The organism is Sorangium aterium (genome assembly GCF_028368935.1).
Lineage (GTDB): Bacteria > Myxococcota_A > Polyangia > Polyangiales > Polyangiaceae > Sorangium > Sorangium atrum.
Genome location: NZ_JAQNDK010000004.1, coordinates 966976 through 992583, shown reverse-complemented (window position 1 = coordinate 992583; position 25608 = coordinate 966976). Strand labels below are relative to the sequence as shown.

The following is a 25608-nucleotide window of genomic DNA, read 5'->3' as shown; positions in this document are numbered from 1 at the left end:
CCGGATGCTGAGAGCGGCGTCGTTCTGATGCGGCTCAAAAACTCCGACCGACCGCGAAATACACGGCTCTCGTCGCTTTCGTGATTGGGTCCGAGCTGCTCGGGCAACCATGGAGGTCATTCATTGATCCTCGGTCTCCGAGCGCCACCGGCCGCAGGGCCGCCGGCGCCGGAGGCCGAGGACCTTTCGCGGATCGCCTCGCGCTCCGCGTGCTCTGAAAGGAACTTTCCATGCGAACTTGCTTGTCGGCGGCGACCGCCGCCGCCCTCGTGCTCCTCGGAGCGTGCGTCGTGGAGGACGCCTACGGGCCGGAAGGGGAGATCGAGCAACAGGAAGGCTGGGATCAGCCGCTGACCGGCGACGGGCTGACCGCCACGCTGACGGTCGCGTCGGACTGGGGGACCGGGTACTGCGCCGACGTCGCCATCCGGAACACCGGAACCGCGACGACGACGACCTGGCGGATCACCACGAACCTGAACGGCTCCACGCTCGTGAACGCGTGGAGCGCCACCACGAGCGTGAGCGGGTCGCAGCTGGTCGCCACGCCCGCGGCGCACAACGCGACCCTGGCGCCGGCCGCATCGACAAGCTTCGGGTTCTGCGCCAACGCGAGCGGCCCTGCCCAGCGCCCAGCGCTCGCCAGCGTGACGGCGGGCGGGTCCGGCAGCAGCAGCGCCAGCAGCAGCGCCAGCAGCAGCAGCAGCGCCAGCAGCAGCAGCAGCGCCAGCAGCAGCAGCAGCGCTAGCACCGGCAGCGGCGGCGCAGGCGGCGCAGGCGGCAGCGGCGGCGCCGCGCCGACCGGGCATTACCAGATGGAGGACCTCGATCGCGGCGTGGTCGCCGTCAAGGTCTCGAACGGCGTCTACGTCGGATGGAGGATGTTCGGTTACGAGTACGACGCGGCGAACCCGAGCGCGATCTCGTACGATGTGTACCGGAACGGGACGCGCATCGCGAACGTCACGAACAGCACCAACTACCTCGATACCGCCGGCACCAGCGCGTCGACCTACACGATCCGGGCAGTGGTCGGCGGCGTCGCACAGGCCGCCTCCCCCGCCGCCGCCACGTGGGGCCAGAACTACCTCCGGATCCCTCTCACGGCGCCCGCGGGTGGAACGACGCCATCGAAGTGCGATAACGCCGGCGAGAGCTACTCATACGCCGCGAACGACGCGAGCGTCGGAGACGTCGACGGCGACGGGCAGTACGAGATCATCCTCAAGTGGGATCCGTCGAACGCCAAGGACAACTCCCAGGCTGGCTGCACGGGGCCTGTCTACCTCGACGCCTACAAGCTCGACGGGCGGCGCCTCTTCCGCATCGATCTCGGGAGGAACATCCGGGCGGGCGCGCACTACACGCAGTTCGTCGTGTACGACTTCGACGGCGACGGCAACGCGGAGATCGCGGTGAAGACCGCGCCCGGCACGCGCGACGGCGCGGGCGCCTACCTCAGCCGCGGTCCCGCGGCCTCCGACGACGACGCGGCGGACTACAGGAACGCCGCGGGCTACGTGCTCACCGGCCCCGAGTACCTGACGGTGTTCAGCGGCGCGAGCGGCGCGGAGCTCGCGACCGTCGCCTTCGACGTGGCCCGCGGGACGGTCTCCTCGTGGGGGGACTCGTACGGCAACCGCGTCGATCGCTTCCTCGCGAGCGCGGCGTTCGTGAGCGATCTCGGGACAGGCCAGGACGCGAGCGGCAGGCCGGCGATCCTGATGGCCCGCGGCTACTACACGCGAGCCACCGTGACCGCCTGGAGCTTCCGCGGCGGCAAGCTCACCCAGATCTGGAAGGCCGACAGCAACGCGAACACCGCCTACACCGGCCAGGGCGCCCACTCCATGGTCGTGGCCGACGTCGACGCCGACGGGGCGCAGGAGGTGATCTACGGGGCCTCGACGATCGACAGCAACGGCACCCGGAAGTGCTCGACGGCGCTCGGGCACGGCGACGCGCTGCACGTCAGCGACTTCGTCCTCTCACGCCCGGGGCTCGAGGTGTTCATGCCGCACGAGGACGGCACCAAGCCGACCTACGACCTCCACGACGCGAACACCTGCGCGATCCTCAAGCAGGGCCCCGTCACGGGGGCCGACACCGGGCGCGGGGTGGCGGGCGACGTGCTCGCGAGCAGCGCCGGCGCGGAGATGTGGACCAACTCCACGGGAGGGCTCCTGTCCGCGACCAGCGGGTCGAACGTCGGGAGCCAGCCCGCGTCGGTCAACTTCCTGATCTGGTGGGACGCGGACGAGCTGCGCGAGCTGCAGAACAACACGTCGATCACCAAATACGGCGGCGGCTCGCTCCTCAGCTGCAGCCAGTGCGCGTCGAACAACGGCACGAAGTCGACGCCGGCCCTCACGGCCGACCTGCTCGGCGACTGGCGCGAGGAGATCGTGTGGCGCGAGTCCGACAACTCGGCGCTGCGGCTGTACACAACGACGAACGTGACGACGCGCCGGCTTTACACGCTGATGCATGACCCCCAGTACCGGATGCAGGTCAGCTCGGAGCAGACCGCCTACAACCAGCCGCCTCACCCGAGCTTCCACCTCGGCGGCGGAATGGCGGCGCCCCCGAAGCCGGACATCCACGTGAGGTGACACGGGCAGCGCCAGGCAGACGCGCCTGTTCGTCATTTCACAGCCGTCACAGACCACAGGCGCTGTGGACCCATCGGCGTCGCCGAGCGCCTTGCGGCGCAGGACGGTGCTCTTCCAGTACGGCGGCCGATCTGCTCAAGCGCCCATTCGCAACCGCAAGTACATGGTTGTTGCACCTGCGCTGTTGGTGCCTCATCCCCAGCGGAGGCCGCGGGCTCTGGTTGTCGGCGAGCGAGTCCACCCAGCATCGCTGAGCCTGCCGTCTGGCGGAAGGCGGGCGCTCCGGGCACACCGTCCTCTACTACGCTTCCGCGGTCCGAGGCCTCGGCGCGGACCGGAGCCTTGGCGCGCCAGGCATCCGGCTCGCTGTCGTCCCTCCGGCCACCTACGCGAGCGACGATGGAAACCTCCGACGCAGCGATCTCTCATCAGAACTGCGCGATGAAGTTCCAGGCTTCTTCCGGAACCCAGCTTTCTCGCGTGCCGCTGTCCTTGTGGGTCGGATTGTGGCCGCCATCGTAGCTGCACCAACGGACCGGGAACTCGGGCATGCAACCGTCAAACGACGTGCAAATGTGCCCACCCCTCGGCGCCCTCGGCGGATTCTGCGACACACAACGGTTCAGCGTCACGAACTTGTTGCGCAAGTTCTCTCCCCCCGAGTAGTTGAGCGTGGCGTCGTTGATGCCATGGGCCCCGAAATAAGCGACGGGGGTGGTTCCTCCCTGGCAACCGCTGAGCAGCGCGGCGGCGTAAACGGCGCCCCCCCGGAAGACGGTCGGGCGCGCGCACGCGACGGCGTACGACATGCCTGCGCCGTAGCTGAACCCGGTCGCAAAGATCCGCGTCGTGTCGATGCAGAGATCGTTCTGCACTTGCTCGAGGAAGGCATCGGTGAACGCCACGTCCCGGCCGTTGGTGTTCGCCCATCCCTTATCGAGGCCATCCGGCGCGACGAAGATCGCGCTGTTCTCCGAGAGCTCCAGCAGTCCGTAATAGGGCTTGTCCGTGTCCCTGTTCATACCGATGGCGACCGCCATTCCGTCTCCGTTCAGCCAGTGGTACGCAACGATCAATCGGTAGGGGCGATGGTTATCGTAGTCGGCGGGCGTCTTCAGTATATACGTGCGGTCCCTCCCTCCGCTTTGAACCGTGATGCGGCCATCTCGCAACGTGCGGGTCTCGCCGCAGCCAGCGCTCGGCATCGCGTCGGCCTCTCCGCCCCCGCCCGCCCCGCCGGCTCCAGCCGTCCCGCCACCCGTGCCTCCTCTGCCGCCGCCGCCCGCGCCGCCACCTCCGGTCCCGCCTCCGCCGGTTCCGCCGGTTACGCCGGTTACGCCGCCGGTTCCACTGCTTACGCCGCCGGTTCCACTGCTTACGCCGCCGCTGCTCGCAGTCGTCGAATTACCCGTCCCAGCGTCACCGCCGCCGACATTGCCGTCGCCTTCGGGACGTACATGCGGGGAAGACGACCAACGCGGCGACCACTCCAAACCACGTGCTTGCCTGGGATCTCATCTCTGTCGTTCTCCTTCGGATCAGAACCTCGACGACCGGCCGTTCTTCCGTCGCGCCGTCCTCCGATCGCGGGAGCGCGCGGCGAATGCGGAGGCAAGGGCGAGAAACGCGAACCCGCCCCTACCGGCGGTGGCGTCGTCGGAAGTGACGGCGCAAGCGCAACCCGCCGCGGAGCTGTCGTCCTCCGAGGCCCCTGCGGCTCCGGCGCGGCCCCCCGAATCGCCGTCGGTGCCGCCCGTAGCGCCGCCGGTCTCCGGGGAGCCGCCGATACCCACCACGCCACCCTGGCCAGCGCCACCCTGTGCGCCCATTCCACCGCTGGTGCCGACCGTGCCACCGGCCCCGTCGCCGCCGCTTCCATTGGCTGCCGTGCCGCCCATGCCGGTGCCAGAGCCACCGGCGGCACCGCCACCTGTCCCTTCGGTCGGCTCGGCGCCGAATTCGTAAGCTCCGAGGTCCGGCGCCGATCCGACGAACGGAAGCCGCACGTCCGTGCCTTTGTCGATCAAAGCGCTCCCAGCCTTGAGCTTCATGAACGCGCACGCGGAGGGGATGCTGCCGTCGGCCTCGCGGGGTCCGGTGCAACCGGCGTCGGACGTGCTCTCGAAGGCCGCGCTCGCCTCCGTGATGTTCAGGTCCCACGTGTTGAACGCGGCGTCGGCGCCTCCCATGTTCGAGTTCTTGTTCGGGAAGCCGACGTTGTTCCGCATTCTGTGCGCGAGCTCTCCGGTCAAGATGATCGCCTGGCCGCTATCGTTGGGCGGGCTCGCCAGCATGTTGTATTGGGTTCCATTGTTGTACGCGGTGTTGTTGAGCCAGGTGTTGCCGCCCGACGAATGGTTCGCGTAAAAGCCCGCAGCCTTGTTCTTCCAGGCCACGTTGTTCCGCACGACGTGCCGGATGCCCGTCTTGCTGCTGCCGACCTTGAACCCGTTGCCGTTGCCCTGGCTGCCCCGACCGTTCGACATGGCGAAGCTGCCCTCGGTGATGACCGGCACCTCCTGCGAGATGTAGTCATAGCCATCGTCCGAGTTGTTCCACGCGCGGCATCCCCGAATGATCGTGCTGGGACCCGTCGTTTGGTAATGGACCCCGAAGCCGTCTCCGTTCTGACCGTCGCCCTGGCTGCCGTCCTGGTCGTAGTTGTCGTGCGCATCGCAGTTGAGGATCAGGTTGCCGCCGTTGCCTGTATCGATGAACAGGGCGGGCCCGAAGGCGTGATGGAGGTGGAGCAGCTCGAAGACGTTGTTGCTGGAGTTCTTGGTGCGGAGCAGCGAGTACGAGTGGTCGCCGCTCCTGCCCACCTTGGCGTTGGCGATCTCGAGCCCTCGAAGGTGCATCCAGCTTCCGGTCACCAGGACCACCGGCACGTCGACGGCCCGGTTGCTGGTGTTGTATCTCGACGCGTCGAGCACCGGCTTCTCACCTGGATAGGCCCAAATCTTGGTACGGTTGGTATCCGAGGTGCCGCCCCTCGAAAGGACGAGCTGGGTCGTGATGTAGTAGATGCCGCCGCGCACCCAGATGGTGTCACCGGCGGCGGCGGCGCCGTTCGCCTTGGAAAGGGTGGCGAACGGCTGGTCCATGGTCCCGCGATTGGAATCGCCGCCGTCCGGCGCCACATAGTACTCCGCCGCGCGCGCGTATCCGGCCGCCAGCAGCACGAAGAGGCCGGCGGTCATCGACGTTGCTGCCAAAGACTGCTTTCGATTGATGCTCATCGGTGTAGCCTCGCGAGAAGGTGAAGTCGTTGAATAGGCGTTTGACCTGATTGCCGGTTGTCGCGCTGGGCGGGGGTTCTCTCCCGAGGCGAGGTGCACGTCATGCAATCATCGCCGTAGAGGAACCGACGAGCGGCGGCTGCCCCGGTACGTAGAGCGGGCGTTTCGCGGTTACCTGCGCTGCAGAGCCTTCGCGGTCGAGGCTCACCGTCGCGCGCGCAGCCGCGCGGCGAGCTCCGGAACTTGCGCCCGGATGCCCTCGACCACGAGCTCGGCGAACACCCTCGCCCCCTCCTCGTTCGAGTGCGTGGCGTCGCCGTCCACGTAGAAGGCTCTGGCCTCTGCTCGCCCGATGCTGCCCACCCACTCGGCGCTGGTGGCCATCAGGTCGATGAACGGTATCCCCTTGTCGCGGGAGATCTGGAGCAACACCTGCCGGACATTCAGATCGCCGTAGATGTGCTGGCGCTCGAGCGGCTCGCCGTTGTTCCTCACCATGGGTGATACCAGCACCGGGTTGGCGCGCGCGCTCTTCGTCGCGTCGACGATCCCCTCGATGCGCGAGCGGTACGTCGCCGCGGGCGTCGACTTGTCGTTGTGGCCGAGCTGGACGAGCACGTAGTCGCCGGCCTTCAGGCCCCTCGAGATGCGATCCCACAGGGCGCCGCCGTCGGTCCGGAACGCCGCCGTGCCCTCTCCGGAGTCCGCGTAGTTCGTGACGGAGATCCCGGGACCGAAGAACGCCGGCAGCCGCTGTCCCCAGCCCGTGAAGCGAGCGCGCGGCTGCAGGTTCAGCTGAGGATCCTGGTCGCATACTGTCGAGTCGCCCGCGAGATAAACGACGACGGTGGATGAGTCCGCGGGCGCCACGCTGACGCCTTGCAGGTCGGGCGCCTCCCCACCAATCCACAGGTTCAGCCCATCGATCCCGGGGTCACCGCCCTGGATGGGCTGTCCCTCCGGCTTCCGCACGTTGACGGTGAACCTCACGCACTGCGGATCGTCCGCAGGTGAGCCTTCCCAGAAGAAGCGCCGCGACTCCGCCGTGACCACCGACTTGCCGCCCACGAGCACGGTGACGTCGTAGTTGCCCGTGGCCCCGCCGAACGAGCAGGTCAGGGCCTTGCTTCCGGAGCAGCGCGCGAGGAGAGCGGGATCGAACGCCGGAGGCGCCGCGCAGTCTCCGTCCGCGGTGCCCCCGGCTCCCGTGGCGCCTCCCGCGCCGGCTCCGCCGCCGCCGTCTCCTCTGTCTCCTCCGCCCGACGTGATCCCGCTGGACGCGGCCCCGCCGCTGCCCGCGGCCGGCGTGCCGCCCGCCTCGCCGGGCGTGCCACCGCTGGACGCGATCCCGCCGCTGCCCGCGGCCGGCGTGCCACCCGCCTCGCCGGGCGTGCCACCTTGCCCCGGAACAGCGTCACTCCCACAGCCGACGGTCAAGCCGAGGACCGCCCAGAAGACCGCGAAACACGGAACGACGCCCGCTTGATGCATCGATTCTCTCCTGTCCCCCGCGTCGAGGTACGCAGTCCAAGTGAACCGAGGTGCCTCGGATCAATCACGAGTTGATCGAGTTTTGTGAGGGCTCGGGGCGATCACTTCGGAAGGTACTTTTGCGCTGAGGAAGGAAGATGCTCCTGGCGAATGTACCACCACGGTTCGCGTACTCGTCCTCTGGCGCCAGGGGGCCTCGAGCGCGGGCAACATCGATCATGACCGCGGCCCAGCCCCCGCCCCGCCTGACGCGGCGCTCCGGAGGAGACCCGCTGGCCTCATCATCCATCGGGCTCGAGGAGAGCCGCAGGCGGGCCGATTGGAGTTGAAATCAGACATGTGCTCGTTCACATTCCACCCGAGGGGCACCGTTCTGCTCGGCTCTGGATGGGTCGTCTTGCGCAGCGGGACCTTCGTCCGCCACGACAGCGCGACAACGAGGCTGTGCGACGGGTTGCGGCCACGAGACGCTTGACCTGCGCATAGCGTTTGGACTTTCAACCTCCTCGACGGGAGCGGCGTCAATCGACGCCGCGTGCCCATATGGATATCCGATATGAGCTTTCACTCTTTTGGCTGGATCCGCCGTTTGGGTTCGTGGGCGCTCGCGTGCGCCGCAGATCGGCGATCCGTCCTCGGAAACGACCAGCGGCGGAACCGGCAGCGACGTTCCCTCGCAGCAGGCCGACGGCGGCTTGCCGTACACGGCGCCGCAGCCCGCCTTCCGATGGCGGTCGCGCTGCTCCTCGGCGCGCAGCTGCTCGGTGGCTGTTCTGGCGGCGAGGGCTCGCCTGGGACGGGCTCGGGCGCGAGCGGCGGGGGCTCGCAGGGAGGGCAGGAAGCAGCGGCGACGGCCGGGAACGGCGGCGGACCTGTCGCTGGCGGCGGAGGCGGCGGAATCGGCGGAGGAGAGGGCGGCGGCGACGCGAGCGGCACCGGGGGCGCACCGCGCGATCCGTTCGACGTGGTGGTGTCGGGCGCCGCGGTGGATATCTATGTCGACGCGGCGGATCATGCGGCGGTCGTGCGCGCGGTGGGAGACCTTCAGGCCGACGTGGAGCGGGTCTCCGGAGTGAAGCCCGCCGTGAAGAGCTCGCTCGCGGGGCTCTCGGCGAGGGCCATCATCGTGGGAACGCTCGGGAAGAGCGCCATCGTCGACGAGCTCGTTGCTCAGGGCAAGCTCGACGTGGAGGGGGTGAGCGGGAAATGGGAGTCGTTCGCGGTGCAAGCGGTGAGCGCGCCGGTCGCGGGCGTGGAGCGGGCGCTCGTGATTGCGGGGAGCGATCGGCGCGGCGCGGTGTATGGCGTGTACGACGTCTCGCAGGCGATCGGGGTGTCGCCTTGGTACTGGTGGGCCGACGTGGCGCCGGAACGCGTTTCGACGGTGACGGTCGAAGGCGCGCTGCGGAAGCAAGGGGAACCTTCGGTCAAGTATCGCGGCATCTTCATCAACGACGAGGAGAACTTCGCTGCTTGGTCGGCGGCGAAGATGGACGCGGGCAAGAAGGTCGGGCCCGAGACGTACAAGCGGGTCTTCGAGCTCTTGCTGCGGCTCAAGGCGAATTTCTTGTGGCCGGCGATGCACGAGGCCTCCGACGAGTTCAACAAGTATCCGGAAAACGCGCAGAACGCGGACCGCTACGGGATCGTGATGGGCTCCTCGCATCCGGAGATGCTGCTCCGGAACAACGTGAAGGAGTGGGGGCCCTGGGCGAGCAGCCACGCGAGCGGCGGAAGGACGCCGGCGTACGACTACAGCGTCAACCCGCAGGTGATCCACGACTACTGGGACTATCGCGTGGAGAAGAACGGAAAGTACGAGAACGCGTACTCGATCGGGATGCGCGGCGAGCACGATAGCGGCCTGGTGGCGGCCAACGCGAGGACGACGGCGGAGAAGGTGACGCTGATGCAGAGGATCTTTGCCGCTCAGCGCGAGATCCTGGCGGCGCGCGTGGACCCGGATCCGACCCGGGTGTTTCAGGTCTTCACGCCGTACAAGGAGGTGTTGACCTTGTACAACTCGGGGCTCGAGGTGCCCGAGGACGCGACGATCTTGTGGGCCGAGGACAACCACGGCTACATGCGGCAGATCCCGAACGACGCGGAGCGCCGCCGCTCCGGCGGCGCGGGCGCGTATTATCACCTCTCGTATTACGGAAAACCCGAGAGCTACTTGTGGATCAACACCACGCCGCCTAGCCTGGTACGCGAAGAGCTCCGCAAATCGTTCGATGCCGGCGCGAGCCGGCTGTGGGTGATCAACGTCGGTGACATCAAGCCGTCCGAGATCGCGATCGAATACGCCATGCGCCTGGCGTACCGGATCGACGACCTCACCGAGACGAACGTGCTCGATCAGCTCGCCTGGCAGGTCGGGCGCGATTTCGGCGCGGCCCACGGCCGCGAGATCGCGGAGATCGTGCTGGCGTATTACCAGATCAACATCGCGCGGCGTCCGGAGTTCATGAGGAAGTCGGTGTACAACCTGGTGAACTACGGCGACGAAGGGCAGCGGCGATTGAACGAGCTCTCCGCGCTGCTCGCGCGGGCGGCCGCCGTCTCCGAGGCGCTGCCCGCGGGCAAGCGCGATGCGTTCTACGAGATGGTGTTGTACCCGCTCCGCGCGAGCAAGCTCACCATGGAGAAGTACGTCGGCGCGGCGAAGACCGACCTCTACGCCGGCCAGGGGCGCACGGCGAGCGTCGCCAAATATCGCGCGCTCGCCACGGCGGCGTACGACACGATCCGCAGCGATCTAACCTACTACAACGACACGCTCGCTTCCGGGAAGTGGCAGCGGATCATGAATCCATACAACAGGTCGCTCCCGACGATCGAGGCCATGCCGACGCTCGCGGCGGTGCCCCGCGCCGCGTCGGGCTCCGCGCTCGGCGTGGTCGTGGAAGGACAGACCACGGGCGCCGAGCCGGCGAACCTCAGATTTTCGTCTTACACCGAAGACGTGCGCTTCGTGGACGTGTTCACGAAGGGCGACTCGGGGTTCAGCTGGACCGCGTCCGCGTCGCACCCATTCATCAAGCTCGGCAAGGCGAGCGGCACCATCACGGACGAAGAGCGCATCCGGGTGAGCATCGATTGGGCGAGCGCGCCTGCGGGAACCAGCACGGGCACCGTGACCGTGAGCGGGGCCTCGTCGTCGAAGACCATCAACGTCACCGTCTCGAATCCGGCCACGCCGAGCCGCAAGGATCTCGACGGCTACGTCGAGGCGAACGGCTACGTCGCGATCGAGGCGGAGCACTTCAGCGAAGCGATCCCGCGCGGCGGCTCGGAGTGGCGCGTGCTCACGGCTCTCGGCCGCAGCGGCGACTCGGTCAAGGTCTTTCCGGACGTGGCGCCGAGCATCACCGCGAACCACGCGACCAGCGCGCCCGAGCTCGCCTACAAGATCTACTTCTTCAGCACCGGCACGTTCCCGGTCACCGTGTTCCGCATCCCGACCCTCAACAGCGGTGGCTCGTGCCGGCTCGCGCTCGCGCTCGACGACGGCTCGGTCGCGACGCTGCGCGGCGCCGACGCGACGGACGATCCGACCTGGGAGACGAACGTGATCGAGCACATCGAGAAGCTCTCCACGACGATCCAGGTGAGCACGCCGGGCTACCACACGCTCAGGATCTGGAAAGTCGATCCCTCGATCGCGATCGACCGCATCGTGATCGACACCGGCGGCTTGATGCCCTCGTACCTCGGACCGCCCGAGAGCTACCGGAACTGACTGCGCCAGGCGGGCCGGTCGCCCCGCGGCCTCGCGCCCGGCGACCGGCCCGCCTGCGCGCGAGAGCGTCCGCTCGATCGCTCACGACACCGCGCGCTCGACAAGCCAGTAGAGCCCCAGGGCAACGACCACCAGGGACAGACCCCTTTGGCCGTGGCGCGCGAACGCAGGCGCGGCCCGCAACCTCCAGAGGATCGGCAAGAACAGGAGGGTGATCCCCAGCTGTCCGAGCTCGACGCCGAGGTTGAACGAGAGGAGCGGGACCACGATCGAGCCGCCGCCCTCGCCGAGCCCCAGCTCCCTCAGCACGCCCGCGAAGCCGAGGCCGTGAATGAGCCCGAAGGCGAACGTGAGCGCCCAGCGTCCCTTCGGCTCCTCGCCCCGGAGCAGGTTCTCGGCCCCCACGAACACGATGGTCGCGGCGATGAGCGGCTCGACGACGCGGCTCGAGATCGTGACGACCTGGAGCACGGCGAGCACCAGCGTGAGCGAGTGCGCGAGCGTGAAGCAGGTGATGATGCCGAGCACCGAACGGACGCTGCGGCATACCGCCAGCAGCGCGGTGAGGAACAGCAAATGATCGTACCCCGTGAGGATGTGCTCCACGCCGAGGCGTAGGTACTGTCCGAAGGAAGGCATCTCGGGCCGCGCCGGCGCCGGGGCTCCCGCGCCGGGCGCCGGCGCGGCGATGTCGATCTCGAACGTCGACGCCTCGGCGCGCAGGAGCTGCTGGCCGAGGAGCGCCCCCTCGCGCATCACCCTGATCTCCGCGCCGAACGTCGGCTCGGGAAGCTGCCTCAGGAGCACGGCGTCGAACCTGAGCGGCCCTCTCGCCGGTAGCGGGTAGACGAGGGTCATCTCGGCATCGTTCTCCACGGTCAACGCGGCGCGCGCCGCGCTGGGCCGCAACGCTTCACCGCCGGCGGTGACCTCGTAAAGGCGCGGCGCGCACGCCTCCATGCGCGAGCGCCATGCCTCGAGCGAGGCGGGCCCCTCCCTCGGCCGCCCGCCGGCCGCGTCGGGGCACGACGTCGCGGCCGTCCCGCGTGCCATCGTGATCTGCACCTCCAGCCGGTCGGCGAGCAAGCTCGCCTCCGTGGTGATCTCGAAGGGATCGTGCGCGAGCGCGCTGTCAGCCGAGAGCAGCGCGACCAGCGCGACCGACATGGACGACAGGAAGCAGCGCAAGAGACCTCCGGGACACCGTTCCAGCGCAGGCGGGGGCCGAGCCGCCGGTCGCCTCGCGCTCAGGGCTCAGCAGAGGGTGGCAGGCTGAAGCGCTGCCTCATTTCCGGTACCGCGCGAGCAGCAGGCCGGCGTCCGCGGTGCCGTCGGCCACGAAGCCCGCCATGATGCGGGCGCCGGTCTCCTGGAAATGGGTGCCGTCGACCGAGCCGTCCGCCTTGACGAGGAAGAAGTCCTTGCCCGCCGCCACGCATCCGATCGACCTCAGATAGACGAGCGTCTTCTCGTTGAGATCGATGACAGGCACGCCCAGATCGCCTCCGAGCTCCCGCATCGCCTGCGCATACGCGGCGAGGCCGTTGCCGAAATCGTGGCTGTCCCCGGTGCACGACCGCCGCGGGGGCGGGGTGACCAGCACGGGGTTCGCGTCGTGCGCCTGCGCGCCCGCGATGTACTCTTTGAGATACGTTTTGAAGTCGGTCGCGGGGTCCAGGTAGTAGGGAATGGTCTTGCCGTCGCGCTGGTAGGTCGCGGTCTTGTTGCTGTCGTTGGTGCCGAACTGCACCAGCAAGTAATCTCCGCTCCGGATGTCGTCGAGGATGTCGGTCAGATGCCCCTCCTCGATGAACCGGCGCGCGGTGCGGCCGCCGATGGCCCGGTTCTCGATGTGCACCCGCTCGTCAAAGTACTGTCCGAGCATCTGACCCCAGCCCGCCTGGTGAATGGGGCTGTTCACATAGGTCTGGACCGTCGAGTCGCCGGCGACGTAAACCGAGACATCCGGCAGCTCGGCGCCCTCGCCGCCGCCTGCCGAGCCTCCCGCGGCGCCCGTCGGTCCTCCGGCAGCGCCACCGCCGCCGTCCCCTGCGCCCGCACCGCCCACACCCGTGCCGCCGGCGCCGCCGCCGTCTCCTGCGCCCGCACCGCCCACACCGCTGCCGCTGGCGGCGCTGGTGCTGCCACTGCTGGTGCTGCCATCGCTGCCGCTGCCCTGCGCGACGGGCTGGTCGTCGGCGCCTCCCGAGTCGCACCCCCCTGCAGCGAGGCCGCACACGAGGGAAGAAAGCACGACGGTCAAGAAGATGGGTCGAACGTTCATGACAAGCTCCTGAGAGAGCACGATACACGCACCAGCGCACCTCGGGGGTGCCGGGAGAATAGACGAAGTGACAGGCGCCGGTCCGCCCGCGGATGCACGGCGGCCGGCCGCTCGAGAAGCGAGCGGCGGCAGCGCGGCCGCCCCGGAGCGAGCGCGCTGCCGCCGCTCGGCGAGGATCATGGCAAGCAGGGCACCGAGATCTCCGGAGCGGGCGGGTCGGTCATGCCGTCGCCCAGGTAGAAGCTCGTGTGCGGCGGCTGGTTGTAGGCGACGTTCTGCCAGGCGATCGCGAGCCGGTACTGGGGATCGTGCAAGAGCGTGTGGATGCGCCGGTCCGTGGGGATCGTCGTCGTGTAGATGCGCAAGGCTTTGCCGTCCGTCGTCCTCCACATCACCTCTTCGCGCCAGTCACCGAAGAGATCCGCGCTGAGGGCAGGGGTCGCCTTGGTCCCGTTGTTCGAGTCGCACCCGTCCGCCGTCAGCAGGTTGCCTCCGCCATACTTGCTGATCCGGTTGCGATCGAGGAGCTCGCGGAGCGGGTCGGCGTCCCACCAGGCCAAGAAGTTGCACGAGGAAGGAGCGTCGCCGACCTTGGCTCCGCGCACGTTCCAGAGCGAGCCGCCCAGACCGGCGCCCGCGACCCACATCTCCAGCCCCCTGTGCGCCGGATCCAGATCGGCCGCGACGCCGCGACCAGGCCCCTCCCCGTCATCTCCCGAGGCGACCGACGCCTTCTTCCACAGCGTCTCCCCGGTCCGGGCGTCGTTCAGGTGGGCGCCGGCGTCGCCGAACGGCTCCTGGATGTCGAACACCTCGATACCCGGCCTGTCCGGATCGATGTCGGTGAGGTGCATGGCGTCCCCATGCCCGTACCGGGCGTTCCACAGCGGCGACCCATCGTCGTCGATCGCCATCGAGCCATAGACGATCTCGTCCTTGCCGTCGGCATCGACGTCGCCGACGCTGAGCTGGTGGTTGCCCTGCCCGGCGTAGTCCCGGTGCCCGTTGTTGCTGTCGAACGTCCAGACGTTCTTCAGCTGGCCATCCCTCCAGTTCCACGCGGCGAGGACGGTCCTCGTGTAGTATCCACGGCACATCACGAGGCTCGGCCTTTTGCCGTCGAGGTACGCCACGCCGGCGAGGAAGCGGTCGACGCGGTTGCCGTAGGTGTCTCCCCAGTCGCCGACGTTTCCCCGGGCCGGGATGTAATCGACCGTGGCGAGCTCGCCGCCGGTCCTCCCGTCGAAGAGGGTGAGGAACTCCGGGCCGCGCAGGACATAGCCGTCGCCGTTCCGGTGGTCCGCGTTCGCGTCGCCGAGGACCTTGCCCTTTCCGTCGACGGTCCCGTCCGCGGTCTTGGCCGCGACCTCGGCCCGCCCATCGCCGTCGAAGTCGAAGACCATGAACTGCGTGTAATGGGCGCCTTCCCGGATGTTGCGGCCCATGTTGATCCTCCACAGGAGGGTCCCATCGAGCTCGTACGCCTCGAGCTTCGTCTCGCCGGTGGTCCCTTTCTGCGAGTTGTCCCGGGGCGTCTGCTCCTGCTTCAGGACGATCTCGAGCTCCCCGTCGCCGTCGAGGTCCCCGACGGACGCGTCGTTCGGGGTGTGGCCGGGGAGGGTCTGCAGGGGAACCGTGATGTAGTTGCGCGCGAGCGGCGTCACCGGCTTCGACGCCGGCTGCTCCTGCCCGCGGACGACGGGTCGAACCTCGTACGAGGACCTCTCGCCGCCGTCGCGATCGACGTAGTTGGTCGACGTCGCGATCGGCTCGGCGTTGATCCTGGCCCCGTCGCGGTACAGGTTGAAGGCCACGTCCGTGGGATCCGTGCCCAGCAGGCGCCAGCCGACGTAGACGCCGTCGCTCGTCCTCACCGCGACCAGGCCGCGCCCGAGGTTCTCCATGAGCCGCGCCGTCGGCTCCTGCCCGGCGCCGACGCAGGCGTCCACGCTGCTCCCGCCGCCCGCTCCCCCGGTGGCCGTTGCCGAGGTGCCGCCCGCGCTGCTGCTGCTGCTGCCGCCGCCGTTGCTGCTGCTGCCGCTGCCGTTGCTGCTGCCGCTGCCGTTGCTGCTGCCGTTGCTGCTGCCGCTGCCGTTGCTGCCGCCAGCGCTGGCCGACGGTTCGCCGCCGCCATGGCCCGCCGCGCCGCCGACGCCGGCCGAGCTGTCTTCGGCGCCGCATGCGGACAGGAGGGCCGCCGAGAGCAGCGCATGCAAAGAAACCACGGATCGTCTGAACAGAAGAAAGGTTGATCGAGACATCAGATTCTCTCCTCCCCGGCCATCGGCGCGCGGCGCCGCAGGGCGACCGGTAAGTGCATGTCGCTCGACGGGCGCGAGCGCGCCCGCCGAGCGATCATGGAGTCCCTGTCAACTAAATATGGATGAAGAGGGTACGGGGCCACCGCCGGGCGCCGCTCTGCTCTCCCTGTGAGCTGAAGCGCCCGCGATCAATCACACGTTGTCCCAATTTTTCGTGCGGGGACCGGAGCCGTCACCTGGGATGTAGATTTGCACCCAGGAAGGACGCCGCGGTGCAGCTCGCGTCGAACGACAGCCCGCTCGCCCGGGACCTGAGGTGACCCGCCGTCAGAGCTCAATGCCGAGGAGCGCGCCAGGCCGGAACCGGTCGCGCGTGAGGACCGCGTCGGTCACGAGAAATTCAAACAACATGTGATTGATCGCGGGCGCTTCAGCTCACAGGGAGAGCAGAGCGGCGCCCGGCGGTGGCCCCGTATCCTCTTCATCCACATCCTGGTCGCCAGCGAACCCTGGCATCTAGAGCAATCCATGAAGCTCAAGCTCAGCGCCAGCATCTTTCTCCCCATCCTCGTCGCGCTAGGTTGCAGTGGTGCCCCCCGAGAGGAGGACGGCGGCACACCAGGTAACGGAACCGGCGGCGCTTCCAGCTCGGTCGGGTCCACCGGCTCCGGCGGGTCCACCGGCTCCGGCGGAACATCGAGCTCCGGCGGGTCCACCGGCTCCGGCGGGTCCACCGGCTCCGGCGGAACATCGAGCTCGGGTGGCGCGACGACCACAGGTGGGGGAGCGACCGGCGGGACCAGCACGGGCGGTGGTGCCTCGGGAGGCGGGGGCGCCGGTTCCGGCACCGGCGAAATCTTCAACCCTCCGTATATCCTGGGTGCAGATATCTCATGGACCCTCGAACAGGAGTCGATTGGCCGGAGCTATCGAGACAAGGGCCAGACCAAATCCATCGAGCGGATCTTTGTCGATCACGGGTTCAACTTCATTCGACTCCGGACTTTCGTGTGCCCGGATTGTCCCGGAGGCTATACCTCGGAACTTTATTCGGGTGCTCGCCCGACGGAGGCCTTCTGTGACACCGCTCACACCATCGCCATGGCGAAACGGGTCAAAGCCTGCGGGATGGGCCTGTTCCTCGACTTTCACATGAGCGACACGTGGGCGTCCATCGGTCACCAGGACGTACCGTCCGCCTGGGCTGGGATGAATCCGCCTCAAATGCAGGCGGCCGCTTACGACCACGTGAAAGGCGTGCTCGATGAAATGGTGGCGGCTGGCGTGAAACCGGACATGGTCCAGGTCGGCAACGAGACCAACTCACGCATGTCGGGAGTGTCCATGAGCAATTGGGCCAACTTCTCCGGTCTCGTCAATGCCGGCATCCGGGCCGTGCGCGAAATCGACCCGAACATCATCGTGTGGGCGCAGCACGGTCGACCGCGACCTGACGGCGACTTCCGCCCCTGGGTGGACGCGTACTTGACCAACAATCCGCACATCGACGCAGATGGAATCTGCGGCTCGACCTACGGAACCACCAACAATGGCCAGGACTGGAGGGAGGAGTTCGGGTACATCATCAACACCTACAAGCTGCCCGTGATGAGCTGCGAGTACACCGATGACCGCAGAGATCTCATCAATCCCATCATGCGCGCCTTCCCGAACCAAATGGGCAGGGGCACATTCCTTTGGGAGCCGACGGCGTACGGTGATCGTAGGCTTTTTGATTTCAACAACAATACGTACACGACCAACGCCAACATGGCCGCGTACGCACGTTTGGCCGAGTCCTATGGCCTTCCTGTGCCATCGACCCCTGCCGAAAGGCTCCAGGGAACGACGTGCCAGTAGCCGTGCTGCTGCTGGTGAAGCGGCCGGATGGCAACCTTGGGGACGGCGTAGCAGGAAGGGAAAAGTACATGAACCCTCAAAACCACGTGTCACGGAGGCTCTTCCTGGCCATCCTGGGCTCGGCGTCCGTCGCCGCCGGCTGCTCCCGCGAGGAGAGCGACGCGGCGCGCGCCTCCCAGAAGCCGGCGTCGGAGGCCGATGCCGCGGGGCGGAAGCCGAAGAAGCTGTCCGAGATCGTGGTCGGCTTCTCGCAGACGGGCGCCGAGAGCTCCTGGAGGATCGCGCACAGCAAGTCGATCCAGGAGGAAGCGGAGAAGCGCCACGTGCAGCTCCTCTTCGCAGACGGTCAGAACGTGCACAACAACCAGGTCAACGCCGTCAACGGGTTCATCACCAAGGGCGTCGACGTCATCGTCATCGCGCCGCAAGAATCCGTGGGCTGGAAGCCCACGTTGAAGGAGGCCAAGCGCGCCGGGATCCCGGTGGTGCTCACGAGCCGGGGCGTGGACGCCGAGGAAGATCTGTACGAGACGGTGATGGTCGCGGACTTCGTCTGGGAGGGGCGCAGGGCAGGGGAGTGGCTCGCGAAGCAGACGAACGGCAACGCGCGGATCATCGAGCTCGTGGGCACGCCGGCGGCGGACGTGGCGGTGATGCGCAAGACCGGCTTCGCCGAGGCCATCGCGAAGCACCCGGACATGAAGATCATCGCGAGCCAGAGCGGTGACTTCACGCGCACCAAGGGAAAAGCCGTGATGGAGACGCTGCTCGCGGCCCACAAGGGCGAGATCAACGCCGTCTACGCGCACAACGACGACATGGCGCTCGGGGCGATTCAGGCGATCCAGGCGGCGGGGTTGAAGCCCGGGCAGGATATCCAGGTGATATCGATCGACGCCGTGAAGCCGGCGTTCGAGGCCATGATGGAGGGGAAGCTGAACGCGACGGTCGAGTGCAACCCCCTGCACGGCCCCCTGCTCTTCGATACGATCGACAAGATCGTGCGCGGTGAGAAGGTGCCGAAGCGGACGATCGTCCCTGGCCAGATCTTCGAACGCGAGCAGGCGGCGGCGGCCATCGGCTCGCGGCCCTACTGAGGAGAGATCGGCGCTGGCGCCCCGCTGGGGCGGCGCGAGCGCCATCACGCTCGTGAGCTCGCTCGTCGCGCGGCGCTCACGTACGGAGCAGCAGCCGCATGCCTGTCTCGAAAGCCTTGCTCTCTGTCGAGGGCCTCAGCAAATCGTTCCCCGGAGTTCGCGCTCTGCACGACGTGCACGTCGAGGCGCGCGCCGGCGAGATCCAGGCGTTGATGGGGGAGAACGGGGCCGGCAAGTCGACGCTGATCAAGCTGCTTACCGGCGTCTATTCTCCCGACGCCGGGACCTTGCGCCTCGGCGGCGCGGTGATCCGGCCGACCTCTCCCCGCCACGCTGAATCGCTGGGGATCAGCGCGGTGCACCAGGAAATCAGCCTGATCCCGCACCTCTCCATCGCGGACAACATCATGCTGGGCCGGCAGCCTCGGCGCTTCGGCCTGATCGACGGGCGCGCCGTCCGCGCGAAGGCGCGTGAGGCCCTCGCGCGCCTCTCGCTGGATCTCGACGTGTCGCGATCGGTGGCGGCGCTGCCCACCGCGCTGCAGCAGATGGTCGCGATCGCCCGCGCGCTCGCCGTGGACGCGCGGATCCTGATCCTGGATGAGCCCACCTCCAGCCTGGATGAAGCGGAGACGCTGCGGCTCTTCGACGTCATGCGGGGGCTGAAGGCGCAGGGGTTGGCGATCCTCTTCGTGACTCACTTCCTGGATCAGGTCTACGCGGTCAGCGACACGATCACGGTGCTCAGGAATGGCTGCTTGGTGGGGCAGTACGCGAGCAGCGAGCTGCCTCGCCTGGAGCTCGTCCAGGCGATGCTGGGCGTCAAGCTCGGCGCGAAAGACAGGGCCGCGCCAGGCGGCCCCGCCGGTCCGGGAGGGGAGGCGAGCGCCGCGGAGCCGGCGCTCGCCGCGCGCGGCCTCGAGAGAAAGGGGGTCATCGGACCCATCGAGTTCGCGCTGCGGCCCGGCGAGGTGGTTGGGCTGGCGGGGCTGCTCGGCTCGGGTCGAAGCGAGACCGCCAGGATGCTCTTCGGGATCGAGCCCGCCGATCGCGGCGAGCTCGCGGTGAACGGACGCGCGACCGAGATCAAGACGCCACGGCACGCGATCCGGGCCGGCCTCGCGTACTGCCCGGAAGACCGCAAGGTGGATGGCATCATCCCGAACCTCTCCGTGCGAGAGAACCTCCTGCTCGCCTTGCAGGCCTCCCAGGGGGCGCTGCGGGTGCTCCCGCGCCACGAGCGGGAGCGTCTGGTCCAGCACTACATCAAGACCCTGAGCATCAAGACGCCGTCCCCGGAGACGCCCGTCAAGCTGCTCTCGGGCGGCAACCAGCAGAAGGTGCTGCTCGCGCGTTGGATGGCCATGCAGCCGCGGATCCTGCTGCTCGACGAGCCCACGCGCGGCGTGGACATCGGCGCCAAGCTGGAGATCGAGGCGCTGGTGAAGTCGCTCAGCGAGAAGGGGGTCGCCACGGTCTTGATCTCGTCGGAGCTCGAGGAGGTCGCGCGCAACTGCTCCAGGGTGGTGGTCCTGAGAGACCGCAAGCAGCAGGGCGAGCTCGTGGGAGAGTCCGTGACGCCTTCGTCCATCATCCAGGCCATCGCCCATCAGAAGGAGGCGCCGTCCGATGCTTGAGAAGATCACGGAAGCGGCGCCCACGAACGCCAACCTCACCGGCATCGCAATCCTCCTCTTCACCGGGTGCGCCGGCGCCCTGCTGCTCCTGCGCGGGCGCCGCGAGGCCTGGCCTTTGCTCGGCCTCCTGGCGCTCCTCCTGTTCAATTCGGTCCTGTCCAAGAATTTCTTCTCCATCGTCGAGCGCGACGGGGCTTATTACGGGACGCCCATCAACCTGCTCAACCAGGGCTCGGAGGTGATGCTCCTCGCGATCGGCCTGACCCTGGTGATCGCCGTGAGGGGCATCGATCTATCGGTCGGCTCGGTCATGGCGTTGTCTGGCGCCACCTGCGTGATCCTGATGAAGGAGGCTCACTGCGGGCCGCTCCTGGCTGCGCTCTTGTCGCTCGCCGTCGCCGGCGGCGTCGGTCTGTTCAACGGCGCGCTGGTGACGGCGCTGAACATCCAGCCCATCATCGTGACCTTGATCAGCATGGTCGGTGTCCGCGGCGTCGCCATGCTCATCACCCGCGCCGAGCCCGTGACGCACACGGATGCGACGTTTGCGTTCATCGGCAACGGTCACGTCGGTGGCTTGCCGTTCTCCATGGTGCTGGTGGCCGCCGTGTTCGTCGTCGCCGCGCTGCTCTGCCGGAGGACGGCGCTCGGCCTGTTCATGGAAGCGATCGGCGACAACGAGCGGGCGAGCCGGCTCGCCGGCGTCGACGACCGCCGCATCAAGCTCTGGTTGTACGGCTTTTCCGGCCTGTGCGCCGGCATCGCCGGCCTCGTGGCCGCCTCGTACATCTCCACGGCCGACCCCGATCGCGTGGGGCGCCTGCGGGAGCTGGACGCCATCTTCGCCGCGGTGATCGGCGGTACGGCGCTCACCGGCGGGCGCTTCTACCTGGGTGGCACCCTGATAGGAGCGTTGTTGATACAAACGCTCTCCACCACGATGTACATCCAGCATGTCCCCTCGGAGATCGAGCCGATGCCCAAGGCCGGCGTGATGCTGCTCAGCTGTCTGCTGGTCTCGGAGGAGTCGCGCCGGCGGCTGCTCGAGCTGCTCGGCCTCAAGCGGGGGCAGTAGGGATGCTCCGCTGGGATCGGCGGGATCTGCCGCTCATGGTGACCGCGGTCCTCCTGATCGCGCTCTACTCGGGGGTGCTGGTCTGTTACGACGCGGCGCGCAGCCTGCGTTTCCTGGTCGACCTGATCAAGGGGAACGCGGCGATGGGCCTCTGCGCGGTGGGGATGACCTTCGTCATCCTGTCGGGGGGCATCGACCTCTCGGTCGGCTCCGTCGTCGCGCTCACGACGGTCCTCGTGGGCACGCTGGTCGCCGGTGGCTGCCACCCGGTGGTGGCGTTCTGTGTCGGCCTCGCGGTGTCGGTCGCGTTCGGCGCGATGACGGGGCACCTGATCCATCGTTTCTCTCTGCCCCCGTTCCTCGTGACGCTCGCGGGCATGTTCTTCGCCCGCGGCGCGGCGTTCCTCGTCAGCATGCAGCCCATCGGCATCGATCACCCTGCGCTGGACTGGATCGTCGATGAGCTCGGCTTCGCGCTGGCGATCCCGGGCCTGGACCGGACCTGGGTCCCGGCGACGGCGCTCCTGTTCTTGATCGTCCTCGTGCTCGGCGTGATCCTCGGCCGTAGCACGAGCTTCGGCCGGAACGTCCTCGCCATCGGCGGGGACAGGCAGGCCGCGCTGCTCATGGGGGTGCCGCTGGGCGCCACGACGGTGTGTCTTTATGCGTTGTGCGGCTTGTGCGCGGGCCTCGGCGGGGTCACGACGGCGCTGATCGACAGCGCCGGAAAGCCGAACATCGGCGCGGGGCTGGAGCTCGAGGCCATCGCCTCGGTGGTGATCGGTGGAACGCTGCTGACCGGGGGGGCTGGCAGCGTCGTCGGCACCGTGATGGGCGTGATGATCACGGGCATCGTGCGAGCGGTGATCAACCTGGATGGACGGCTGCCGTCGCCCTGGCACCACATCAGCATCGGGCTGCTGCTGCTCGTCTTCATCGTCATGCAGCAGGTCCTGATCCGATCGGCCCCTGCAGCCAGGGGGGTGGAGTACGGTCATCATCGATGATGCCGGAGAGCGAGGAGCGATAGAATGATCGAGGCCAAGCGAATTCTGGTCACCGGGGCGGCGGGCAAGGTCGGCCAGACATTCATCCGAAGGTTCCTGTCGGACCCCGCGTTCGAGGGGTGGAAGGTCCGCGCGCTGTGCCACAACCGCATGCTGGAGCGGACGGCGCGCGTGGAGGTGCTGCGTGGGACCATCGAGGACAGGGCCGTCGTCAACGAGGCGACCGAGGGGGTGAGCCACGTGCTGCACCTGGCGACGAGCAAGGAGACCCCCGAGAGCATCATGGACGTAGCCGTCAAAGGCATGTTCTGGCTGCTGGAGGCCTGCCGCGTCAGCCCCACGTTCGAGCAATTCATCCTGGTCGGGGGCGACGCCGGGATGGGCCACTTCTTCTATCCGCACCCCGTCCCCGTGACGGAGACCCAGCGGCACAGCGCCTACCCGGGCTGCTACGCGCTGTCCAAGGTGCTCGAGGAGGTCATGCTCGAGCAATATTACATTCAATATGAGCTCAACGGATGCTGCCTGCGCGCGCCCTGGATCATGGAGAAGGACGACTTCAAGGCGCAGCTGTCCTTCGGCGACGACGTGTTCGGAGGGCCGAGGTGGCGCGATCTGGTCGGCGCCGAGGCATCGGAGGGGTACGTCCGCTCGGACGCCGTGCCGGTGATGCTCGACCGCCGCGGCGAGCCGGTGAAGCGTAACTTCGTGCATGTGGAGGATCTGGTCACCGCGATCCTCAAGGCCATCCATCATGAGAAGGCTCGCCAGCAGACCTTCAACATCTGCATGGATGAGCCCGTGGACTACGGCGAGCTGGCGCGTTACCTGGAGGCGACGCGGGGCCTGCCGAGCGTGAGGGTGAAGACGCCGTTCCATTCGACGTGGCTGGACAACTCGAAGGCGAAGTTTCTGCTCGGTTGGCGGCCGCAGTACGACCTGGCGAGGCTCACGGATGCCGCCTTCGACTACGTGCGCGCGCCCGATGACCCGCGCGTCACGTGGTACCCCGGTTGATGGGCCCTGCCTCCCCACGGCGGCCCCTTCCCGCGGTGGACGAGCCTGACGATCACGCCGACGGCCTGGCGTGCTCCTCGGCATCGAGCTCTGACGGCGGGTCACCTCAGGTACCGGGCGAGCGGGCTGTCGTTCGACGCGAGCTGCACCGCGGCGTCCTTCCTGGGTGCAAATCTATATCCCGGACGACGGATCCGGTCCCCGCGCGAGAAATTCGGACAACGTGTGATTGATCGCGGGCGCTTCAGCTCACAGGGAGAGCAGAGCGGTGCTTGGCGGTGGCTCCCTACCCTCTTCATCCACATCCAGTTGACAGGGACTTGAATGCTTGCCCCGTGGCCGGGCAACGCGTGGGGGCCGTGCTGCTCTCGGCGGGCGGGAACGCCGGACGCTTGAACCACCGGAACGGACCCGACATGTCCCGCCCGGCATCAGGCCCCGCCGGGAGAGAGCTGCGTCATGGATATTTCCACCACTTCGTAAGACAAGCCAGTTGTTGGATGATGGGACTTTAGCGCGCCCACGGCGGGCGAAGGGCGACAGCCATGTCTAGGCACTCGAATCATGAGCAAGCGAGTCGTCTCAGAAGACGTCGGTCAGCTATCCCGATCGCGTTGATCGTCGCCAGCGGCTGCACTGGAAGCGTGGGCAACCAGGGCACCTCGGGCGAACCTGATCCTGATGAAGAAAATTCCCCCACCCCAGTGGACCCGCCCGTGTGCGAGGACGGCGTGGTGTACCCCGGGCGAGCGCCGCTGCGGCGGCTCACGCGCTTCGAGTACAACAACACCGTTCGCGACCTCCTGGGCGACACGACCGATCCCGCCTTCTCGCTGCCGAGCGAGGATGTCGGGAACGGTTTCGGCAATGACGCGGACACGCTGTCGGTCTCGAGCCTGCTGGCCGAGCAGCTGGGCACCGTCGCGGAGGGCATCGCCCAGCGTGCGACGGCCACGCCGGAGGCGCTCGCGAAGCTCGCCCCTTGCGCGAGCAACGTGACGGCAGGGAGCGAGGAGGCGTGCGCGCGCACGATCATCGAGAGGCTCGCCCCGCGCGCGTACCGCCGGCCCGTCGCCGCCGGCGAGGCGGACGAGCTCCTCGCGCTGTACAGCGTTGGACGAAAGGACGCGACGTTCGCCGCCGGCGTCGCGACGGTGATCGAGGCGTTGCTTCAATCGCCCGATTTTCTCTACCGCATCGAGAAGGGCACGCCCGACCCGGAGCGCCCCCAGCTCCGCCGACCTACGGGCGACGAGATGGCGACGCGGCTCTCGTACATGCTCTGGGGCACGATGCCAGACGAGCAGCTGCGCATGGCCGCGCAGGCAGGTGAGCTATCGACGAAGGAGGGCGTGCGCGCGCACGCCGAGCGCATGCTCGACGATCCTCGGTCTCGGCCCACCTTCCGGTTCTTCTTCGACAACCTGCTCCCCATCAGCAGCCTCGCGGATCTCGAGCGAAACGCGGACGCCTTCCCGACCTTCTCTCGCACCATCGGCTCGTTGATGCGCGAGGAGACCCAGCGGTTCCTCGAGCACGAGATCTTCGAGGGGACCGGCACCTGGCCGTCCATCTTGACGGCCCCGTACACGTTCGTGAACGAGCAGCTCGCGGCGTTCTACGGCATCCCCGGGGTGACGGGCGACGAGTTCAGAGAAGTACGGCTCGACACGACCCAGCGCCTCGGGCTGCTCACCCAGGGGGGCTTGATGGCCGGCACGACGCACTCGAACAACACGAACCCCGTGGTCCGCGGCTCGTTCGTGCTCCAGAAGCTGATGTGTATCTCGATCCCGCTCCCCACCGGCGCGATCCTGGAGCAGGTCAAGCCGCCGGATCCTTACTCCGGCAAGACGGCGCGGGAGCGCTTCAGCCAGCACAGCAAGGATCCGGTCTGCGCGGGGTGCCACAAGTTCATGGATCCGGTCGGCTTCGCGTTCGAGAACTACGACGCGGTCGGGCTGTTCCGCGCCACCGAAAACGGCGTCACGATCGACCCGAGCGGCACGGTCCCGGAGACGCTGGGGGACGTGAGCGGGCCGATCGACCTGGTGCAGAAGCTCGCCGGCTCCGAAGAGGTTCAGAGCTGCTTCGCAAAGCGCTGGAGCGAGTTCGCCTACGGCCTCACCCTGCGCGCTGAGGATCGGTGCACCCAACAGGCGATCACGACCGCCTTCGAGGCGTCCGGCTACAACGTGAAGCAGCTCCTGATCGAGCTCACGCAGACGGATGCTTTCCACTACTTGGCTCCAGGACAGGAGTGATGGGTATGTCGAAATATCGCTT

General features: G+C 67.9%; 15 protein-coding genes. 9 read left to right on the top strand and 6 right to left on the bottom strand.

Features of this window, described 5'->3' with window-relative positions; all coding sequences use genetic code 11:
* Nucleotides 1–230: 230 nt before the first annotated feature.
* Nucleotides 231–2612 (top strand): rhamnogalacturonan lyase family protein, encoded by a 2382-nt coding sequence (locus POL72_RS35190; protein ID WP_272101177.1) that lies wholly within the window; start codon nucleotides 231–233, stop codon nucleotides 2610–2612.
* Between the two features lie 428 nt (nucleotides 2613–3040).
* On the opposite strand, the gene POL72_RS35185 is transcribed toward POL72_RS35190, so the two are convergent.
* The 3 genes from POL72_RS35185 to POL72_RS35175 all read right to left on the bottom strand — a co-directional run bounded on the left by POL72_RS35185 (nucleotide 3041) and on the right by POL72_RS35175 (nucleotide 7342).
* The gene (locus tag POL72_RS35185; RefSeq protein ID WP_272101176.1) at nucleotides 3041–3652 is read right to left on the bottom strand and encodes a CE1 family esterase; all 612 of its coding nucleotides are present in this window, start codon (nucleotides 3650–3652) and stop codon (nucleotides 3041–3043) included.
* A 498-nt stretch (nucleotides 3653–4150) separates the two neighbouring features.
* Nucleotides 4151–5851 carry a right-handed parallel beta-helix repeat-containing protein gene (locus POL72_RS35180; RefSeq protein ID WP_272101175.1) on the bottom strand — a complete coding sequence of 567 codons (1701 nt, stop codon included), beginning with the start codon at nucleotides 5849–5851 and terminating at the stop codon, nucleotides 4151–4153.
* Between the two features lie 204 nt (nucleotides 5852–6055).
* Nucleotides 6056–7342, bottom strand: a complete 1287-nt coding sequence (locus POL72_RS35175) for a GDSL-type esterase/lipase family protein (RefSeq protein WP_272101174.1) — start codon at nucleotides 7340–7342, stop codon at nucleotides 6056–6058.
* Nucleotides 7343–8069: 727 nt separating this feature from the next.
* Here POL72_RS35175 and POL72_RS35170 point away from each other — a divergent pair.
* Nucleotides 8070–11084, top strand: a complete 3015-nt coding sequence (locus POL72_RS35170) for a glycosyl hydrolase 115 family protein (protein ID WP_272101173.1) — start codon at nucleotides 8070–8072, stop codon at nucleotides 11082–11084.
* Between the two features lie 81 nt (nucleotides 11085–11165).
* Here the strand turns inward: POL72_RS35170 and POL72_RS35165 are convergent, their stop codons facing one another.
* The 3 genes from POL72_RS35165 to POL72_RS35155 all read right to left on the bottom strand — a co-directional run bounded on the left by POL72_RS35165 (nucleotide 11166) and on the right by POL72_RS35155 (nucleotide 15593).
* Nucleotides 11166–12251 (bottom strand): HupE/UreJ family protein, encoded by a 1086-nt coding sequence (locus POL72_RS35165; protein WP_272101172.1) that lies wholly within the window; start codon nucleotides 12249–12251, stop codon nucleotides 11166–11168.
* Nucleotides 12252–12369: 118 nt separating this feature from the next.
* Nucleotides 12370–13368 carry a rhamnogalacturonan acetylesterase gene (locus POL72_RS35160; protein ID WP_272101171.1) on the bottom strand — a complete coding sequence of 333 codons (999 nt, stop codon included), beginning with the start codon at nucleotides 13366–13368 and terminating at the stop codon, nucleotides 12370–12372.
* A gap of 176 nt (nucleotides 13369–13544) precedes the next feature.
* On the bottom strand, nucleotides 13545–15593 hold the full coding sequence (locus tag POL72_RS35155) for a rhamnogalacturonan lyase (RefSeq protein ID WP_272101170.1): 2049 nt from the start codon (nucleotides 15591–15593) through the stop codon (nucleotides 13545–13547).
* A gap of 564 nt (nucleotides 15594–16157) precedes the next feature.
* On the opposite strand from POL72_RS35155, the gene POL72_RS35150 reads away from it, so the two are divergent.
* The 7 genes from POL72_RS35150 (at nucleotide 16158) to POL72_RS35120 (ending at nucleotide 25586) form a co-directional block, all read left to right on the top strand.
* Nucleotides 16158–17489, top strand: a complete 1332-nt coding sequence (locus POL72_RS35150) for a glycosyl hydrolase 53 family protein (RefSeq protein ID WP_272101169.1) — start codon at nucleotides 16158–16160, stop codon at nucleotides 17487–17489.
* Between the two features lie 68 nt (nucleotides 17490–17557).
* A complete protein-coding gene (locus POL72_RS35145; protein WP_272101168.1) occupies nucleotides 17558–18586 on the top strand; it encodes an ABC transporter substrate-binding protein in 1029 nt (342 codons plus the stop codon).
* Between the two features lie 98 nt (nucleotides 18587–18684).
* Nucleotides 18685–20223, top strand: coding sequence for a sugar ABC transporter ATP-binding protein (locus tag POL72_RS35140; protein ID WP_272101167.1), 1539 nt, complete (start codon nucleotides 18685–18687; stop codon nucleotides 20221–20223).
* Nucleotides 20216–21298, top strand: a complete 1083-nt coding sequence (locus POL72_RS35135) for an ABC transporter permease (RefSeq protein WP_272101166.1) — start codon at nucleotides 20216–20218, stop codon at nucleotides 21296–21298. The genes POL72_RS35140 and POL72_RS35135 overlap by 8 nt, the downstream gene beginning before the upstream one ends.
* Nucleotides 21299–21300: 2 nt before the next feature.
* A complete protein-coding gene (locus POL72_RS35130; protein WP_272101165.1) occupies nucleotides 21301–22305 on the top strand; it encodes an ABC transporter permease subunit in 1005 nt (334 codons plus the stop codon).
* 24 nt (nucleotides 22306–22329) lie between these two features.
* Entirely contained in the window at nucleotides 22330–23322 is a 993-nt protein-coding gene (locus tag POL72_RS35125) for an NAD-dependent epimerase/dehydratase family protein (protein WP_272101164.1), read from the top strand.
* A gap of 704 nt (nucleotides 23323–24026) precedes the next feature.
* A complete protein-coding gene (locus POL72_RS35120; RefSeq protein WP_272101163.1) occupies nucleotides 24027–25586 on the top strand; it encodes a DUF1592 domain-containing protein in 1560 nt (519 codons plus the stop codon).
* Nucleotides 25587–25608 lie beyond the last annotated feature (22 nt).